This window comes from Nocardia rhizosphaerihabitans (assembly GCF_014646295.1).
In the GTDB taxonomy this organism is placed as follows: Bacteria; Actinomycetota; Actinomycetes; order Mycobacteriales; family Mycobacteriaceae; genus Nocardia; species Nocardia rhizosphaerihabitans.
The window spans coordinates 694,133-711,450 of record NZ_BMNE01000001.1 but is presented as its reverse complement, the minus strand read 5'-3'; the positions used below and the strand labels follow the sequence as shown (position 1 = coordinate 711,450).

Here is a 17,318-nt window from a genome sequence, read left to right as displayed (position 1 = left end):
ATGGGCGCCATGTCGCTGTTCCTCGATATCCTCCTTGTGATCACCAGCGTCCTGTTGGTGCTGCTGGTGCTGCTGCACCGCGCCAAGGGTGGCGGCTTGTCCAGCCTGTTCGGTGGCGGCGTGCAGTCGAGCCTGTCCGGCTCCACCGTCGTCGAGAAGAACCTCGACCGCATCACCATCTTCGTCGGCATCGTGTGGCTGATCGCGATCCTCGGCATCGGCCTGGAGATCAAGTTCGCCTGAGTCGCTGGGCCGCCGCTTCGATAGCCGATTCGCTGAGCAGGACGGTGTCGGCGGCGGGGCCGAGGGGGACGAAGCTGTCCTCGCTCGTGACGCGGGCGAGGGTGCCGGGGAAGCCCGCGTCGATGAGTGCCGCGAAGACCGACTCGGACACGCCGCCGGTGCGCCGGGTTTCGTCGGCGACGAGCACGTGGCCGGTGGCCTCGGCGTGATGGAGCAGGTCGGCGACCGGGAGCGGGTTGAGCCAGCGTAGGTCGAGCACCCTGGCGTGGATGCCCTGGGCCGCCAGGCGGTCCGCGGTGCGCAGGCACATCGGCACCCCGTTGCCGAAGGTGACGAGGGTGAGATCGGTGCCGTCGCCGTAGACACGGGCGCTGCCGATCGGGACGTGTTCGGAAGTCGGTGGGGCGAGCCAGGATTCGTCGCCGGGATGAAGATCTCTGGTGTGGTACAGCGCGATCGGCTCGACGAACAGGCAGACGCGTCCGTCGACCCGGGCGGCGGAAACGCAGGTGCGCAGCATCGCCGCGGCGTCGTCGGCGCGGGCGGGAACCGCCACGACGACGCCGGGGATATCGCGCAGCGCCGCCAGGGAATCGTCGTTGTGGAAGTGGCCGCCGAAGCCCTTCTGATACGCGAGCCCGGCGATGCGCACCACCATCGGATTGCGGTACTGGCCGTTGGAGAAGAACGACAGCGTCGCCGCCTCACCACGGATCTGGTCGGCGGCATTGTGGACGTAGGCCAGGTACTGGATCTCCGGGATCGGAACGAATCCGGCCAGCCCCGTCCCCAGGGCGGTGCCGAGGACGGCCTGCTCGTCGAGCAGGGTGTCGAACACCCGCCGCGCCCCGAATCGCTTCCGCAGCCCCTTCGTGACGCCGTAGACGCCGCCCTTGCGCGCCACGTCCTCACCGAAGACCAGCACGTCGTCGTCGCGGGCGAGCAGTTCGCCCAGCGTGTGATTGATCGCCTGGGCCAATGTCATCGGCAGAGGCCGGGCGGGGGCGGTGGAAACGCGCTGCGACCCGGTGTTCTCGGTTGCGCCGCTGCTCTGGCCGCGATCAGCACCTCGACCGTAGGCGCGACCACGCACGCCGACCGGCTCAACGCGGTCGGCTGCGCGGCTCTCGACATCGCTGCGAATCGCGTCGGGGCTGGACGGGGCGAGGGGAGCCGTCACCGCCGCCGCGGAGTCGAGCCGGGCCTCGCGGAGCACCTCGTCGGCCGTGTCGCGGACCCTGGCGCCGATGCGCTCGTAGCGGTCGAGCAGGTCGACGGCATCGGCGATGCCGGCGCCGAGGAGAAAGCGGGCGGTGCCGAGCAGGGGATCGCGAGCCAGGTCGGCGGCGAGTTCGGCCGGGCCACGGTAGGCCGCCTCGACATCGGATCCCGCGTGCCCGCCGAGGCGAACGGTGCGCAGGTGCAAGAAGACCGGTACGCGCCACGTCCGCGCGAGGTCCACCGCGTCCTCGGCGACGCCGAGGGCATCCGGGAGATCGCAGCCGTCGGCGGCGAGGTAGGTGAGCCCGGGCCGCGGGCCGTAGGAACGTTCGATCCAATCCGGCGGTGTCGGCACACTGATGCCGATCCCGTTGTCCTCGCAGACGAGCACGAGCGGCATCGGCACACCCTGATGCGCGGCGTGCACCGCCGCATTGATCGCCCCCGTCGCGGTGGAATGATTGGCCGAGGCGTCACCGAAGCTGCACACCACGACCGCGTCGGCGGGCCATGGACACGGAATGCCCAGCCGCGCAGCGCGATCCAGCGCGAAGGCCAGCCCGACCGCGCGTGGCAGCTGGGACGCGATCGTCGAGGTCTGCGGGATGATCGAGGCCTGCTTGCTCCCGAACACCTTGTGCCTGCCACCGGAAATCGGGTCGGCGGCCGCCGCGACAACCCCGAGCAGTACATCCCGGATCGGGTCGGCTCCCGGAATCTGCCTGCACCGCTGGACGAAGAACGCCCCCGACCGGTAGTGCAGCAGCGCCGGATCGTCGACCCGCAGCGCGGCCGCCACCGCCGCATTGCCCTCGTGCCCCGAGGATCCGATGCTGTAGAACCCCTGCCGGGCGGCGCCGAGCCGCCGCGCCGCCAGATCGAGATGCCTGCTGGTGACTTGGGATTCGAACAGCTCCAGCCCCCGCGCGGCATCGATCGCGCCGACGGCATCGCACCGGTCAGCCGCGGTGAGACCGGCCAGCGCGGCCCGAAATGCCGCGTCCAGGTCGAGCGAGCTCCTCGCCACTTCGCCCATCGCACCCACTCCTCGCCCGCAGTCGAGTCGACGTCCGATCCCGTCGGCATGCCAGGAATCCGATGCTAGGCGCTCGCACGCTCCGGCCCGCCACATTGGACCGATATCGACCGGCGGATGTCGAAGAGCGACCGGAGCCTCGGCTGGTACGTGCACTGAGCGGGCGGCGGTGCGGGCAGTCGGCCGGGCGAGCGACCACAGCAGCGCGGGCAGTACCGCGCGGCCTGCATCGCCTCGTCCCTCGACCACAACATCCGGCCCTGACGTCGGTCAGCTGATGGCACGCGCCGGATCCGGTACGACGCGCTGTGCGGTGACACCGGCCGAACTCGGCCGGGCGTGTGCGGCGATCGTTCCGGACCGCATGTTTCCGAAAGCGCACCGCCGGTCACCCCTGGCACCGTAGTGCTACCCGCTGATTCAGCGGCCGGTGAACAGCACGACGAGACGCCCGGAGGACCATCATGCGAGGCCGAATTCCCCTGCGAATGCGGATACTGGCCGCACTCAAGCCCGAACCGGACTGGGACACGATCACCCCGGCCGAGGTCATCGAACTGCGCGCCGCGCAAGCGCGCACGCTGGGATCCTCACTCGGCGCCTTCGTCCTCGGCAAGCCCGACCCCGGCGCGCGGATCACGACGCATGCCCTCGAGCTCCCCGGTCGCACCCTCGACGTGCGGATCTATCAGCCGACAAGCGGCAGGTCCGGACTGCCGCTGATCGTCGCCTTCCACGGTGGCGGCCTCATCGGCGGTGTTCCGGCCCAAGACGATTGGCTGCTCAGCCATCTGGCCGCGCACACCCCGGCAGTGGTCGCCTCCGTGGATTACCGCCTGGCGCCGGAACATCCGGTGCCGGAACCCGTCCACGACGCCTACGACGCGGTGCCTCGCCTGGTCGAGCAGGCCACGCGATGGGGCGCCGATCCGGGCCGCCTCGCCCTGCTCGGCGCCAGCGCGGGCGCCACGCTGGCGGCCCTCACCGCGATCAGGGCCGTGGAACTCGGGCTGCCGGTGCGCAGCCAAGTCCTGATCAATCCGCAGCTCGACTGGACCGAGGCCGTGTTCCGGTATCCCTCGTTCACCGAGAACGCCGATGCCCCGACCGCGTCGCCCGCCAATTGCCGTGCGGTCCAACGGATCGCGCTACCCCCGTCCTTCGATGCCAGGACGATCTCGCCGCTGTACGCCGAGGATCTCACCGACGTCGCCCCCGCCCTCATCGTGTCGGCCGGTCTCGACACCCTCGAGGACCAGTCGCCCGCCTACGCCGACCGGCTGCGCGCAGCAGGCGTCGAGGCGACACTGACCCGCTATGCCGAAGCGACCCACGCCTTCCTGAGCATGCCCCGGCTCGTCCCCGCGGCCCGGCCGGCTCGCGAGGAAATCCTCGCCCACCTGCGCAGCCGCCTGCCGGAGCGCGCAAGTACACCACGCTGACCTGGGCGTGGGCGACGTCGAGTTATCGGGTGGATCTCTGCGTCGCGAACGCGGCAAGCCGCCAGCACCGCGCTATCGCCTGGGGCCGGGGTTGCCCTATCGCCCGGGAGCGGGGCTGCGCGGTCGCCCGGGGGTTGGGGCTGCGCTATCGCCCGGGAGCCGGGGCCACGCTAGCGCTCGGAAGCCGGTGCCTGGGTCTGCTCGCGCGGCGCAACCCACAGCGCCTCGGCGAGGGCGCACAGTTCGCCGCCGCGCGTGGAAAGGGACACGCCCACTGTGTATTTGCGGCCTTCGCTGCGGATCGCCCAGGCATGGGAGATGTACTCCGCGCCCGCCAGGACCGGCTGTACCTGGGTGGCGGTGAGGGCCGCGGTGACCGCTCCGCGGGCCATTCCCTGGAACACCCAGGCGGCGATACCACCGGGGCAGTCGAGGGCAGCCCAGACGATCTCCGGTGGCAGTTCCCCGTTGTGGTCCGCGAGGCCCTGATCCGGAGTCCACGCAGCGGCGATGACCGGACGGTCCGGCACCGGCCAGGGGAACAGGCGCAGGCCGTGGCCGGGCGCGCACTCGATACCGCAGCCGAAACAGTCGGTGACCGGCCGTTTCGGGCTCGCGAGCGCGGCTTCGGCGGCGCGCTTCGCCGCCGACCAGGAGGGGCCGGGCGGCGCGGTGATGCCGAGTGTGGCGGGGGCGGCCTGTGCCAGCAGCGTGCCGTCCGCGTCGGTCAGGGTCGCGTGTCCGGGTTCGGCGGCGGGAAGGGCGAGCGGGGTGTCGATCGGGACCGCGCGGCGGAAATCGACGCGCACGGTGTCGGCCGTGGATCGGCGGGCCAGCATTCCGGCGACATATCCGCCGAACGCCACCTGCGGATAGCCGTGCACATGGCCGGGAATCGTCACCGTCTCGGTCTGGATCATGCTGGTGGTCACCCTTTCGGCCGGTACAACACCCTCGACGATATCGATGGGCCGGGGGAGGCCGCCGCGAGGGGCCCGGCATGCGCAAGGGCCGGACCCGTCCGGGCCCGGCCCTTGCGCCGGACGACTATTCCTCGTCGAGCAGCAGGTCGGCGGCGGCCGCCTCGTCGACGACCCAGGTGGTCGACTCGATGCCGACGGCGCCCGCCGAGGGGACATCGTCGGGGGAGGCACCGTTGACGGCGGCGGCGACCGCGGCGGCCTTGGCGGTGCCGCTGACCACGAGCATCACGTGGCGCGAACGGTGGATCGCCGGGAGGGTCAGGCTGACCCGGGTCGGCGGCGGCTTCGGGCAATCATGCACGGCGACAACGTAATCGTGCTGTTCCCGGATGGCGGGGGAGTGGGGGAACAGCGAGTCGATGTGGCCTTCGGGGCCCATGCCGAGAACGGTCAGGTCGATCTCGCCGCGCTCGTCGAGCTCGGTGTGGATCGCCTGGGCATAGGCGGCGGCCGCTGCCTCCGGGGAGCCGTAGGTGCCATCCGAGGGCGCGATGGGGAACACGTGGGCCGGGTCGAGCGGGACGAAGTCGAGCAGCGCCTTCCTGGCCTGCAGTTCGTTGCGATCCGGGTCGTCCGCGGGAACGAAACGCTCATCGCCCCAGTAGACGTAGAGCTTGGACCAGTCGATGGCGCCCGGGTTCTGCCTGACCCGCTCGAGCAGGCGGATGCCGTCGCTGCCGCCGGTCAGCGACACCGAGGCGGTGCCGCGTTCGGCCTGGGCCGCGACGATCACGTCGACGAATCGTTCGGCGGCGGCATCGGCCAGACCGTCGGCGTCGTCGTGGACCTCGACGGTATTGGCCGGGAATTCGGCACCGAGCTCGTCGTGCACGTCGATGTGGTCACTCATAGGTCACCTTCTCGATTCCGGCGAGCGCCTCGGCGTAGATCTCGTCGGCATCGAGCCGGCGCAGTTCCTCGGCGAGGCAGTCGCGAGTTTCCCGGCGCGCCAGCGCGATGCGCTGATCGGGTTCACCGGTGCGGGTCAGCGTTGCTGTTCTTCCTAGTTGCGGGCGGCTGATGGCGATCGAATCCGTGCCGCGGTGCAGTTCCACCCGCAGCTCACCCGTCCTGCGGACGACGGGACAACTCAGGCGTGAGGCCAGCCAGCCCGCGAGCGTGTCCAGGGCGGGCTCGCTGGCCAGCCCGGACACGGTCACCGAGGTGACCGGCTCGAACGGCGGCTCGTCCAGCGCCGCGGCCAGCAGCGCGCGCCAGTAGGTGATGCGGCTCCACGCCAGATCGGTGTCGCCGATCGCGTAGGAGTTGCGGCGCTTCTTGATGGCGGCCTGCGGATCGGGCGCGAAGGTGGCGTCGGTGATCCGGCGCTTGGCCAGCTTGCCCACCGAGTCCAGCGACGGGAACTCCGGGGCGCCACGCGGCCACCACGCCACCACGGGGGTGTCGGGCAGCAGGAACGGCGTGACGACGCTGCTCTCGTGGTTCACCAGCGGACCCTGCAACCGCAGCACGATCACCTCGGCCGCACCGGCGTCGCCGCCGACCCGGATCTGGGCGTCGAGGCGGGTGTCGGCGTCGCGGTCGCCGCGGGCCAGCACGATCACGCGACACGGGTGTTCGCGGCTGGCGTCGTTGGCGGCGTCGATCGCGTCCTCGGCCTCGGAGGAATCCAAGGTGCACACCACCAGGGTGAGCACCCGGCCCTGGGTGATGACGCCGTTGGTCTCGCGCAACTGCACCATGCGCTTGCCGACCTCGACGGTGGTGGTGTCGGGCATGTCGACGATCACGGGCGCCGCCATTCCCGCCCGCTGCGCGCGAGCATCTGATCGGCCGAGGTGGGACCCCAGGTGCCCGCCTCGTAGGGTTCGGGCTTGCCCTCGGCCGCCCAGTGCTCGAGCACGGGATCGAGGATGCGCCAGGACAATTCGACCTCCGCGTTGACCGGGAACAGCGAGGGCACGCCGAGCAGCACGTCCAGGATGAGCCGCTCGTAGGCCTCGGGGGAGGACTCGGTGAACGCCTCGCCGTAGCTGAAGTCCATGTTCACATCGCGCACTTCCATGCCCGAGCCCGGCACCTTGGAACCGAAGCGCAGGGTGATGCCCTCGTCCGGCTGCACCCGGATGACCAGCGCGTTCTGCCCGAGCTCCTCGGTCATGGTCTGATCGAACGGCAGGTGCGGCGCGCGTTTGAAGATCACCGCGATCTCGGTCACCCTGCGGCCGAGGCGTTTTCCGGTGCGCAGGTAGAACGGGACACCGGCCCAGCGGCGGTTCTCCACATGCAGGGTGATCGCGGCGTAGGTCTCGGTCCGCGACTGCGGGTCGAAACCGTCCTCCTCGTGCAGGCCGACCACCTGCTCGCTGCCCTGCCAGCCTTCGGTGTACTGGCCGCGCGCGGTCGTCTCGTCCAGCGGCGCAACGAGTTTGGTGGCCGAGAGCGCCTTGATCTTCTCGGTGGTCAGCTGCTCCGGCTCGAAGGAGGTCGGCTCCTCCATCGCGGTCAGTGCCAGCAGCTGCAGCAGATGGTTCTGGATGACGTCACGCGCGGCGCCGATCCCGTCGTAATACCCCGCGCGCCCGCCGAGACCGATGTCCTCGGCCATGGTGATCTGCACGCTGTCGACGTAGTTGGCGTTCCACAGCGGCTCGAACAACTCGTTGGCGAAGCGCAGCGCCAGGATGTTCTGCACCGTCTCCTTGCCGAGGTAGTGATCGATGCGGAAGACCTGCTCCTCCGGGAAGACCCGGTTGACCAGCGCGTTGAGTTCCTTGGCGCTGGCCAGGTCGTGCCCGAAGGGCTTCTCGATCACCACCCGCCGCCACGGCAGGTAGCCGTCGGCGTCGGTGCCGGCCGGCTGGGCCAGCTTGTGCTCGGAGAGCTGGTCGAGCACCACCGGGAACATGTTCGGCGGAATCGACAGGTAGAAGGCGTAATTGCCGCTGGTGCCGCGGGTCGCGTCCAGGGTGCGCAGCGTGTCGGCGAGCGTCGCGAAGGCAGCGTCGTCGTCGAAACTGCCCTGGACGAACCGCAGCCCCTCGGCCAGGTGGTCCCAGACCTCCTGGCGAAAGGGTGTGCGTGCGTGCTGCTTCACCGCGTCCAGGACGACGGCGGCGAAGTCTTCGTCGGCGTAATCACGCCGGGCGAACCCGACCAGGGCGAAACCAGGGGGCAACAGCCCCTGGTTCGCCAGGTCGTAGATGGCCGGCATCAGCTTCTTGCGGGACAGATCTCCGGTGACACCGAAGATCACCATGCAGCAGGGCCCCGCGATGAAGGGAACCCGTTTGTCTCGTTCGTCGCGCAGCGGGTTGCGCCACAGCCCCGCCGCCCGATCCGTCGATGCTGTGCCGGCCATCGGGTCAGTTGCCCCCCGCCGCCGCGGTGCGCAGTTCGCCGGTGGTGGCGTCGAGCAGTTCGTTCCACGCCGACTCGAACTTGTCGACGCCCTCGCGCTCGAGCAGCGCGAACACATCGTCGAGGTCGATGCCGACCGCCGCCAGGTCGGCGAAGACCTGCGCGGCCTCGGCGGCCCGGCCGCTGAGGGTGTCGCCGAGGACCTCGCCGTGATCGGCGAAGGCCTGCAACGTCTTCTCCGGCAGGGTGTTCACCGTGTTCGGGCCCACCAGCTCGGTGACGTACAGGGTGTCGGAGTAGTCCGGGTTCTTCACCCCGGTCGACGCCCACAGCGGACGCTGGCGGTTACCGCCCTGCGCGGCCAGGTGGTTGTAGGTGGAAGTGTGCGCCCCACCGTCGAACACGTCCTGGTACTCGGCGTAGGCCAGCCGGGCGTTGGCCACACCCGCCTTGCCACGCAGCGCGAGCGCCTCCGGGGTGCCGATCGCGTCCAGGCGCTTGTCGATCTCGGTGTCCACGCGGGAGACGAAGAACGAAGCGACGGAATGGATCTTGGCCAGGTCGTGGCCGCCGATCTGGGCGTTGCGCAGACCGTCGAGGTAGGCGCCCATCACCGCGCGGTAGCGCGGCACCGAGAAGATCAGCGTCACGTTCACGCTGATGCCCTCGCCGATCACCGAGGTGATGGCGGGCAGGCCCGCCTCGGTGGCCGGGATCTTGATGAACAGGTTCTTGCGGTCGACGATCTTCCACAGCTCGATCGCCTGGGCGACCGTCTTGTCTGCGTCGAAGGCGAAACGCGGGTCGACCTCGATCGACACGCGGCCGTCCACGCCACCGGTGGCCTCGAACACCGGGGCGAGCACATCGCAGGCGGCGCGCACGTCGTCGGTGGTCATGGTGCGGATCGCGGCGTCGGCGTCGGCGCCCTGGGCGGCAAGCTCTTTGAGCTGACCGTCGTAGTCGTGGCCCTTGCTCAGGGCGGCCTGGAAGATGCTCGGGTTCGTGGTGACACCGACGACGCTGCGGGTCGCGACCAGGTCGGCGAGATTGCCGGACTTGATCCGATCACGGGACAGATCGTCGAGCCACACCGAGACCCCCGCGGCCGAGAGCGCGGCGAGATTCTCGTTCTGTGCCATTGGTTTTACCCCTTCACCTTGTCGGTCGAACGCAGTGCGGCGGCGACGACGGCATCGGCGGTGATACCGAATTCGCGGAACAGGGTCTTGAAGTCGGCCGAGGCACCGAAGTGATCGATGCCGACGACCTCACCCGCGTCACCGACGAACCGGTGCCACGGCATCGCGATACCGGCCTCGACGGCCACCCGGGCGCGCACCGAAGGCGGCAGCACCTCGTCGCGGTAGCCCTGGTCCTGCGCGTCGAACCATTCCACACACGGCATCGAGACCACGCGGGTCGGGATGCCCTGCTCCTCCAGCGTAGTGCGCGCGGCGACCGCGAGCTGGAGCTCGGAACCGGTGCCGATCAGGATGACCTGCGGGGTACCCGTCGAGGCCTCCGCCAGCACGTAGCCGCCCTTCTTGACACCCTCGTAGCTGGTGCCTTCGAGGGTCGGGATGTCCTGGCGGGTCAGCGCCAGCGCGGACGGGCCGTCCTGGTGCGGGGGGTCGAAGGTCGCGAAGTGCGAGATGTGCTCGTCGGAATCGCGCTCGAGGATGGTGCGCCAGGCGTGCACGGTCTCGTTGGCGTCGCCGGGGCGCACGACATTGAGGCCGGGGATCGCGCGCAGCGCGGCCAGGTGCTCGACCGGCTGGTGGGTCGGGCCGTCCTCGCCGAGACCGATGGAGTCGTGGGTCCAGACGTAGATGGCGGGCACCCGCATCAGCGCGGCCAGGCGAACGGCCGGGCGCATGTAGTCGGAGAACACCAGGAAGGTGCCACCGTACGGGCGGGTCGGGCCGTGCAGCGCGATGCCGTTGAGGATCGAGCCCATCGCGTGCTCACGGATACCGAAGTGCAGGGTGCGGCCGTAGGGCTGCGCCTTCCACATGCCGGTCGAGATCGACTCGGGGCCGAAGCTCGGCTGGTTGGGCATGGTGGTGTTGTTGGACTCGGCCAGGTCGGCCGAGCCGCCCCACAGCTCGGGCAGCTCGTCGGCGACGGACGCCAGGAACTTGCCGGAGGCCTTGCGGGTGGCCATGCCCTTCGGGTCGGTCTCGAAGGTCGGCAGCGCCTCGACCCAGCCCTTGGGCAGCGAGCGGGTCTGCAGGCGGTCGAACAGCGCCTTGTTCGACGGGTTCGTCTCGGCCCACTTGTCGAAGTCCAGCTGCCACTTCGCCTTGGCCTCGGTACCGCGGGCCAGGGCCTTACGGGTGTGCTCGATGACGGCCGGATCGACGTCGAAGGACTTCTCGGGATCGAAACCGAGCGCCTTCTTGACCGCGGCGACCTCGTCGGCGCCCAGCGCGGCGCCGTGCACGCCGCCGGTGTTCATCTTGTTCGGCGCGGGGAAGCCGATGATGGTGCGCAGGATGATGATCGACGGCTTGTCGGTCTCGGCCTTGGCCGCCTCGATGGCCGCCTCGATCGCCACGACGTCCTCGCCGCCCTCGACGATCTGCACATGCCAGCCGTAGGCCTCGTAGCGCTTGGCCACGTCCTCGGTGAAGGCGATGTCGGTGTCGTCCTCGATGGAGATCTCGTTGTCGTCGTAGATCACCACGAGGTTGCCCAGCTGCTGGGTGCCCGCGATCGAGGAGGCCTCGGCGGTGACGCCCTCCTGCAGGTCGCCGTCGGAGGCGATGGTGTAGATGAAGTGGTCGAACGGGCTGGTGCCCGGCGCCGCTTCCGGATCGAACAGGCCGCGCTCACGACGGGCGGCCATCGCCATGCCGACCGCCGACGCCAGGCCCTGACCCAGCGGGCCGGTGGTGATCTCGACGCCGTCGGTGTGCCGGAACTCGGGGTGGCCCGGGGTCAGCGAACCCCACTGGCGCAGGTGCTCGAGGTCGGTCAGCTCCAGGCCGAAACCGGCCAGGTAGAGCTGGATGTAGAGGGTGAGGCTGGAATGCCCACAGGACAGCACGAACCGGTCGCGACCGACCCAGCGCGGTTCCGCGGGGTCATGGCGCATCGTGCGCTGGAAGAGGGTGTAGGCGACCGGCGCGAGGCTCATCGCGGTACCGGGGTGGCCGTTGCCCGCCTTCTGCACGGCATCGGCGGCGAGGACGCGGGCGGTATCGACGGCCTTGGTGTCGAGGTCCGTCCAGTCGCTGGGGTAGTTCCGCTGAGTGAGGGCGCGAATGTCGTCTGTGACTGACACGACCGTGGTTCTCCTGACCTGAGGTTTCGTCGACGGCGATACATGGCAGCTGCGATGTGTCTCGAACGGATCGCACGCGGCCGGGGGGTGCGTACCGATGTACATCCATACCCTAGTGGTGATGCTCGGTGGGACCGGCGCGAACCCTGGTTGTGAGTGTAGTGCGGACCTGGGCGTCGTCTCCGGGTGTGGGCGGCATCGATCCGCACGGCAGGTGGTGACGCCGCCGCGGTGCCGTTCACCTGCATGTCGATGCCGGTTCACCGCGGCGTGGGGCCTGGCGACGGCCGTGTGAGCGGCAGTGACCGTGCCCACGGTGGCGGGGGCCTGGCGTGGAGCGGCACCGGCGTGGGTCTACCATCGTCTGTAGTAGTGGCCGCGTCGCAGCCGCGCGCTGCTCGTTCCAATGCCGGATGCGAAGCACAGCGTGCGAGGAGAAACAGTGCGGATCGATCCCCAGCCGGGTAGTAGCGGTGCGCACAATTCCTCGACGGCACTGGCCGATCGCCTCACCGGGGACGGTCTCGTCTCCAAGGTCCTGCGCAAGCCGCTCGCCTACATCGCGCTCACCAAGCCGCGTGTCATCGAGCTGTTGCTCGTGGCCACCATCCCGACGATGTTGCTGGCCGACCGCGGCACCGTCGACATCCGGCTGATCCTGGTCACCCTGTTCGGTGGCTGGATGGGCGCGGCCAGCGCCAACACCCTCAACTGTGTCGCCGACGCCGACATCGACAAGGTGATGAAGCGGACCGCCCGGCGCCCGCTCGCCCGCGACGCGGTGCCCACCTCGCACGCGTTCGTCTTCGGCGTCACCCTCGGCGTGATCTCCTTCGCCTGGCTGTGGTGGCAGGCCAACCTGCTCAGCGGCCTGCTCGTCGTGGCCACGATCCTGTTCTACGTCTTCGTCTACACCAAGGGCCTCAAGCGCCGGACCTCGCAGAACGTGGTGTGGGGCGGCGCCGCCGGCTGCATGCCCGCCCTCGTCGGCTGGTCTGCGGTCACCGGGAACATCGGCTGGCCCGCGATCGTGCTGTTCGCGGTCATCTTCTTCTGGACGCCGCCGCATACCTGGGCGCTGGCCATGCGCTACAAGGAGGACTACCGGGCGGCCGGGGTGCCGATGCTGCCGGTGGTCGCGACCGAGCAGGTTGTCACCAAGCAGATCGTCATCTACACCTGGCTGACGGTGCTGGCCACGCTGGCTCTGGTCCCCGCGACCGGCGTCATCTACGCAGCCGTCGCGCTGGTGGCCGGTGCTTGGTTCCTGCTGATGGCGCATCAGCTCTATGCCGGGGTGCGGCGGGGTGAGTCGGTGAAGCCGCTGCGGTTGTTCCTTCAATCGAACAACTACCTGGCGGTGGTGTTCTGTGGTCTGGCTGTCGACTCGGTGCTCGGGTGGACCACGCTCGGTAGCCTCGTCGGGCTCTGATACTTCTCGAACCAACGCCGATGGCCGGGCAGAGATGCCCGGCCATCGGCGTATTCGTCTCGGTGCTGCCCCGCTGACTGGCGGCGGCAGGGTCTACCAACGGCGGGCGAGATGGCCGTCCGGACGGATCAGGATGTGGGTGCCGGGAGTGGCCGCGTAGGCGGTGAACGCGTGACCGTCGGTGTCGACGAGTGCTGTGGACGCGAGCTGGTCGGCGACGTCGGGGTGGGCCGGGGCATCGGCGTGACGGATCTCGACCGTGCGCACGGCGGGATCGTCGACGGGCGCGCGGTCCGCCGACGCGAAACGAAGCAAGGTGGCGTGCGGGCCGCGAAAGAGGTCGAACAGGCGGATCGGGCGGCCGGATTCGTCGTGCAGCGGAGCATCCGGTGCGCGGTCGCCCGCGACGAGCGGACCCTGCTCGGTGGGGGAGCGGTAGGTGATGCCGAGCTGGCGGGTCTCGGGGCCGCGGTGCATCGCGTCCTCGTCGCCGTCGACGAGTTTGTCGAGGAGTTCGGTGCTCAGACCGAGGACGCGGGCCGCGACCGTGCGGCGTTCGGGTTCGTAGGTGTCGAGCGGGGCGGTATCGCCGTCGAGGGCGGCCGCCAGCTTCCAGCCGAGGTTGTAGGCGTCCTGGACACCGGTGTTGAGGCCCTGTCCGCCGGTCGGCGGGTGGACGTGGGCGGCATCGCCCGCGAGCAGCACCCGGCCGTCGCGGAAGCGCTCGGCGAGACGAATGTTGGGGCGCCACACCGTGACCCACGACAGCTCGCTCAGGGTCAGGCCCAGCGCCGGAGCGTGGCGGTCGGCGAGACCCTGCAGGGTGGCCGAGTCGGGGGACTGACCCTCGGCCAGTGGCGCGGCGAACTGGAAGCGACGTCCACCCGGCAGCGGTGACAGCGTGAAGCCGTCCATCGGCTGGTCGGCCGCGCCGGCGAACCAGTAGCCGAACTCGTGGTCGATGGCGTCGACGCGGACATCACCGAGCAGCATCCTGATCGAGTCGTCGGTGCTGCCCTCGAATGCGATCCCCAGACCCTTGCGCACTGTGCTCGCGCCGCCGTCGGCGCCGACCAGGTAGCTCGCGTGGACCGTCTCGTGGACGCCGTCGCGCAGCAGTGTCGCGGTGACGCCCGTGTCGTCGTGTGTGAAATCGACCAGCGCCGTACCGAATTCGACCTGTCCACCCAGCTCGGCCAGCCGCGCTCGCAGGATCGCCTCGGTGTCGGATTGGCCGAGCACCCACCCGTTCGGATACGGCACGTCCGGTGTCGGTGCGACCGGTTCCGCCATGCGGCGCTCGCCGACGAACGCACCCGCGAAGTACACATGCATCGCCGGCAGGTCGCGCCCGGCGGACAGCACCGCGCCGAGGACGCCGAGATCCTCGAACACCTCCAGCGTGCGCGGCTGGATGCCGTCGCCACGCGACCCCTGGAAGGGTGTCTCGGCTCGGTCGACGAGCCGGACCGCGATCCCGCGCCGCGCGAGATCGATGGCGAGGGTGAGACCGGTCGGGCCTGCACCGGCGACAAGTACCTGGTCGGACATGAGAACTGCCTCCTGCGATGAGAACTGAATCAATATTCAGTGAATATGAATTCAGTTTCAGTGTTGGTACCGTGCTTGTCAAGGAGGTGGCTTCCGGTGGCAGGCAGCAGGCGCGAGAAATCCGCGGAGACCGAGCAGGCGCTCAAGGACGCCGCCCGCCAGGTCTTCGCCGAACACGGCTACCTGAACGCCAAGATCACCGACATCACCGCCGCCGCGGGCCGGGCCGCGGGCTCGTTCTACAACCACTTCGCGAGCAAAGAGGAACTGCTGCAAGCATTGCTGGCCGATATAGCCGTAGCGGGCGACGAACGCGCCGCCGATCCCGAGCACAACGGCGACTTCACCGATCCGGCCGCGGTGCGCTACCACGTGCGCGGTTACTGGACCTTCGCCCGCGACAACGCCTCGGTACTGCGGGCCATGGGCCAGGCCGCACAGGTCAGCCCCGAATTCGCCCGGATCATCGCGAGTTTCGGCACGGCGCAGCGCGCCGATATCGCCGACCACGTTTCCGATTTCCCCGAGCGCGGGCTGCACCTGCCCGGCACCGTCGATGCCAGCCTGGCGATGATGTTCGCCGCGGTCGACGGGACGCTGCGCATGGTCGAGGACGGGTCGGTGACGTTGACCGACGAGGAGGCGATCGAGTCGATCACGCGATTCGTCTACCGGGGGCTCACCGGTCGCGATTATTGACCGCGGTCAGCGGTCGGTCGGGTCACGCGGGAGCAGGGTGCCGAGGGGGCCGAGATCGATGTTGAGCTCTTCCGGGGTGAGGCCGAAGTGGTCACGTAATTCGTCCATGCGTTGTTCGAGCAGCATCAGGGTGGTGCCGATCCGTTCGATCTGGGTGTCGGTGAGGTCGCCTGCGTCGACGCGGCGCAACGCTTGCCGCTCCATCAGTTGCCGCAGCAGTTCCACCAGCGTGAGGACGAGGGTGACCAGCCCGCGCTCGACGGATTCCGGTTCGGTGTCGATACGCGGTGGGATGCCGCCGAATTCAGTCATCGCCGGGCGGTTCCAGCACACCGCGCACCGCGGACCCGGCCGGCGTCGAGAGCGTGCTGATCGAGGAGATGAGGGCTCGCAACGAGATCTGGACGAGGTCGACGTCGGCGATGGCGAGTGTGACGTCGCCGGAAATCACCACGCCACCGGCCAGCACCCGATCCAGCAGGTCGACCAGCGCGACGCGGCGCTCGTCGTCGACGGTGCGGTCGACCTGGCTCATGCCGGCTCTCGTTCTACGCCTGCGAACGAATACGGCGGCCACGGGCCGGTGAGTTCGAGCCGGATGCCGGGGAATTCGGAGCCGAGCATCGTGACGGTCGCGGTGAAGTCGTCGATGCGATCGTCGTCCACGAGGTATGTCCCGTTGAGCACCATCCAGTCCCGGCGCCCACTCAGCGCTGGATCGGTCAGCGCCTGCAGTCGTCCTGCCGCGGCGTGGCGAACCAAGCGTGTGTGGATCTCCGCGGCGCGCGCTGCCGCGTCGCGTTCGACGGTCTCCTGTGCGGACAGTTGCGCGCGACGCCGGGCCAGATACGCGGTCCCCGCCCCCGTCGCGCCGCCTTCGTTCGCGGCCCTGGCTTCGGCCACGGCAGCGGTCAGGGCAGCGCGATCGCCGCCTTCGTTCGCGGCCCTGGCTTCGGCCACGGCAGCGGTCAGGGCAGCGCGATCGCCGTAGGCTTTCACGCCCCACTCGGTGCGGCCGCTCACCAGGGCCAGAGCCGCACCGAACTCAGCTCGCCGTTCGTCGAGCAGCTCGCGCACTCGGTCGTCGTCGCTGAAGACGGTGGCCAGGCGCAGCGGGAGGGCCGGACCTCGGCGCACCACGGTCGACACGACGGCGTCGTGCGTGCGGGCTGTCGCCGCCAGCCAGTCGAGATCCTCCAAGTGCCCGCGTAGTGGCTGCTCCCCGAAAACCTCCAGCGGCACCGAGCCTACGACCGCGGTCAGATCATCCGAGACCACCGTCCGCACCGGCTCGCCCGCGACTCCGGTCAGCTCGTTCAGGTCCGCCACCCCGTCGCGGCTGGACGTCACCGCGTACAGCCAGACCCCGAGACCAGGGGTCACGATCGGTGTTCCTTGGGCTCGCGGTCGCGCTCGCTGAGTTGACCGCGTCCGTTCGTCGCCTCCAGCTGGGCGATCCGATCCCGAAGTTCGCGGTTCTCGAGTTCGAGATCCCGATCCTGCCGCTCCAGCGTGCGGGCCTTGCTGTTGAGCCAGGGGTCGGTCTCCCACCAGTCGATGCCGACCGCCTTGGCCGTCTCCAGGGACGCGATCACCAAGCGCAACTTGATCGTGAGCAGTTCGATGTCGAGCAGGTTCACCTGGATGTCGCCGGCGATCACCAAGCCCTTGTCGAGGACCCGCTCCAGGATGTCGGCGAGGTTCGTGGACTGATGCCCGCCCCCGTAGGGCTGCGGGACCGAAGATCCGCCTCCGACCACAGTCATCGCCGCTCGTTTCCGCCGACGTCGGTGTTGCCGCGCCCGAAGCGCTGTGTCCTGCGGTAGGCCAGCAGATTCCCGTCGAGATCGATCTCCTCCTCGTAGAGCGCCAGAATGTCCGCCGAGGAGGGGATGCGGCGATCCTCGAGTACCTCGATCTCCACCAGCCAGCCATCCTCCGTCGGTTCCATCCGGGTGACGCCCTGCACGTGTTTCGACGTCAGTTCGACGAGATGCTCGATCGCTACCGCTGCGGCTTGCGCCGCGCTCAGGGGAGGCTGTTCGTCCGACGCCGAATACACGTCCTCGGAATCGTCGGAAGTAGTCTTGCGGGCCACGCG

17 protein-coding genes are annotated in these 17,318 nt (G+C 69.5%); 4 read left to right on the top strand and 13 right to left on the bottom strand.

Features of this window, described 5'->3' with window-relative positions:
* Positions 1 to 9: 9 nt before the first annotated feature.
* On the top strand, positions 10 to 243 hold the full coding sequence (secG, locus tag IEY60_RS03125; RefSeq protein WP_189023559.1) for a preprotein translocase subunit SecG: 234 nt from the start codon (positions 10 to 12) through the stop codon (positions 241 to 243).
* Here the strand turns inward: secG and IEY60_RS03120 are convergent.
* Positions 230 to 2,500 carry a transketolase C-terminal domain-containing protein gene (locus tag IEY60_RS03120; RefSeq protein ID WP_189023557.1) on the bottom strand — a complete coding sequence of 757 codons (2,271 nt, stop codon included), beginning with the start codon at positions 2,498 to 2,500 and terminating at the stop codon, positions 230 to 232. The genes secG and IEY60_RS03120 overlap by 14 nt on opposite strands.
* Before the next feature lie 464 nt (positions 2,501 to 2,964).
* Here IEY60_RS03120 and IEY60_RS03115 point away from each other — a divergent pair, with 464 nt between their 5' ends.
* Positions 2,965 to 3,942, top strand: coding sequence for an alpha/beta hydrolase (locus tag IEY60_RS03115; RefSeq protein WP_189023555.1), 978 nt, complete (start codon positions 2,965 to 2,967; stop codon positions 3,940 to 3,942).
* A 170-nt stretch (positions 3,943 to 4,112) separates the two neighbouring features.
* On the opposite strand, the gene IEY60_RS03110 is transcribed toward IEY60_RS03115, so the two are convergent.
* The 6 genes from IEY60_RS03110 to tkt form a co-directional block, all read right to left on the bottom strand.
* On the bottom strand, positions 4,113 to 4,862 hold the full coding sequence (locus IEY60_RS03110; RefSeq protein WP_189024841.1) for a PaaI family thioesterase: 750 nt from the start codon (positions 4,860 to 4,862) through the stop codon (positions 4,113 to 4,115).
* A 127-nt stretch (positions 4,863 to 4,989) separates the two neighbouring features.
* Positions 4,990 to 5,775 (bottom strand): 6-phosphogluconolactonase, encoded by a 786-nt coding sequence (gene pgl / locus IEY60_RS03105; RefSeq protein WP_189023553.1) that lies wholly within the window; start codon positions 5,773 to 5,775, stop codon positions 4,990 to 4,992.
* Entirely contained in the window at positions 5,768 to 6,676 is a 909-nt protein-coding gene (gene opcA, locus IEY60_RS03100) for a glucose-6-phosphate dehydrogenase assembly protein OpcA (RefSeq protein WP_189023551.1), read from the bottom strand. Before opcA ends, pgl begins: the two co-directional genes overlap by 8 nt.
* On the bottom strand, positions 6,673 to 8,247 hold the full coding sequence (zwf, locus tag IEY60_RS03095) for a glucose-6-phosphate dehydrogenase (RefSeq protein ID WP_189023549.1): 1,575 nt from the start codon (positions 8,245 to 8,247) through the stop codon (positions 6,673 to 6,675). The genes opcA and zwf overlap by 4 nt, the downstream gene beginning before the upstream one ends.
* Before the next feature lie 4 nt (positions 8,248 to 8,251).
* On the bottom strand, positions 8,252 to 9,388 hold the full coding sequence (gene tal / locus IEY60_RS03090) for a transaldolase (protein ID WP_189023547.1): 1,137 nt from the start codon (positions 9,386 to 9,388) through the stop codon (positions 8,252 to 8,254).
* A 5-nt stretch (positions 9,389 to 9,393) separates the two neighbouring features.
* Entirely contained in the window at positions 9,394 to 11,535 is a 2,142-nt protein-coding gene (tkt, locus tag IEY60_RS03085) for a transketolase (protein ID WP_189023545.1), read from the bottom strand.
* Between the two features lie 442 nt (positions 11,536 to 11,977).
* Here tkt and IEY60_RS03080 point away from each other — a divergent pair, with 442 nt between their 5' ends.
* Positions 11,978 to 12,967, top strand: a complete 990-nt coding sequence (locus IEY60_RS03080; protein ID WP_189023543.1) for a heme o synthase — start codon at positions 11,978 to 11,980, stop codon at positions 12,965 to 12,967.
* 93 nt (positions 12,968 to 13,060) lie between these two features.
* On the opposite strand, the gene IEY60_RS03075 is transcribed toward IEY60_RS03080, so the two are convergent.
* Complete coding sequence (locus IEY60_RS03075) at positions 13,061 to 14,518, bottom strand: FAD-dependent monooxygenase (RefSeq protein ID WP_189023541.1); 1,458 nt, start codon at positions 14,516 to 14,518, stop codon at positions 13,061 to 13,063.
* Between the two features lie 96 nt (positions 14,519 to 14,614).
* Between IEY60_RS03075 and IEY60_RS03070 the strand changes: the two genes are divergently transcribed.
* A complete protein-coding gene (locus tag IEY60_RS03070) occupies positions 14,615 to 15,217 on the top strand; it encodes a TetR/AcrR family transcriptional regulator (RefSeq protein WP_229739499.1) in 603 nt (200 codons plus the stop codon).
* Positions 15,218 to 15,223: 6 nt separating this feature from the next.
* Here the strand turns inward: IEY60_RS03070 and IEY60_RS03065 are convergent, their stop codons facing one another.
* From IEY60_RS03065 to gvpO, 5 genes are read right to left on the bottom strand one after another with little or no spacing between them, the layout of a single operon-like run.
* The gene (locus IEY60_RS03065) at positions 15,224 to 15,529 is read right to left on the bottom strand and encodes a gas vesicle protein K (protein ID WP_189023537.1); all 306 of its coding nucleotides are present in this window, start codon (positions 15,527 to 15,529) and stop codon (positions 15,224 to 15,226) included.
* Positions 15,522 to 15,752, bottom strand: a complete 231-nt coding sequence (locus tag IEY60_RS03060; RefSeq protein WP_189023535.1) for a gas vesicle protein — start codon at positions 15,750 to 15,752, stop codon at positions 15,522 to 15,524. Before IEY60_RS03060 ends, IEY60_RS03065 begins: the two co-directional genes overlap by 8 nt.
* Positions 15,749 to 16,600 (bottom strand): GvpL/GvpF family gas vesicle protein, encoded by an 852-nt coding sequence (locus tag IEY60_RS03055; RefSeq protein ID WP_189023533.1) that lies wholly within the window; start codon positions 16,598 to 16,600, stop codon positions 15,749 to 15,751. The genes IEY60_RS03060 and IEY60_RS03055 overlap by 4 nt, the downstream gene beginning before the upstream one ends.
* Entirely contained in the window at positions 16,597 to 16,983 is a 387-nt protein-coding gene (locus IEY60_RS03050) for a gas vesicle protein (protein WP_189023531.1), read from the bottom strand. The genes IEY60_RS03055 and IEY60_RS03050 overlap by 4 nt, the downstream gene beginning before the upstream one ends.
* Positions 16,980 to 17,315, bottom strand: a complete 336-nt coding sequence (gene gvpO / locus IEY60_RS03045; protein WP_189023529.1) for a gas vesicle protein GvpO — start codon at positions 17,313 to 17,315, stop codon at positions 16,980 to 16,982. The genes IEY60_RS03050 and gvpO overlap by 4 nt, the downstream gene beginning before the upstream one ends.
* Between the last annotated feature and the right edge of the window lie 3 nt (positions 17,316 to 17,318).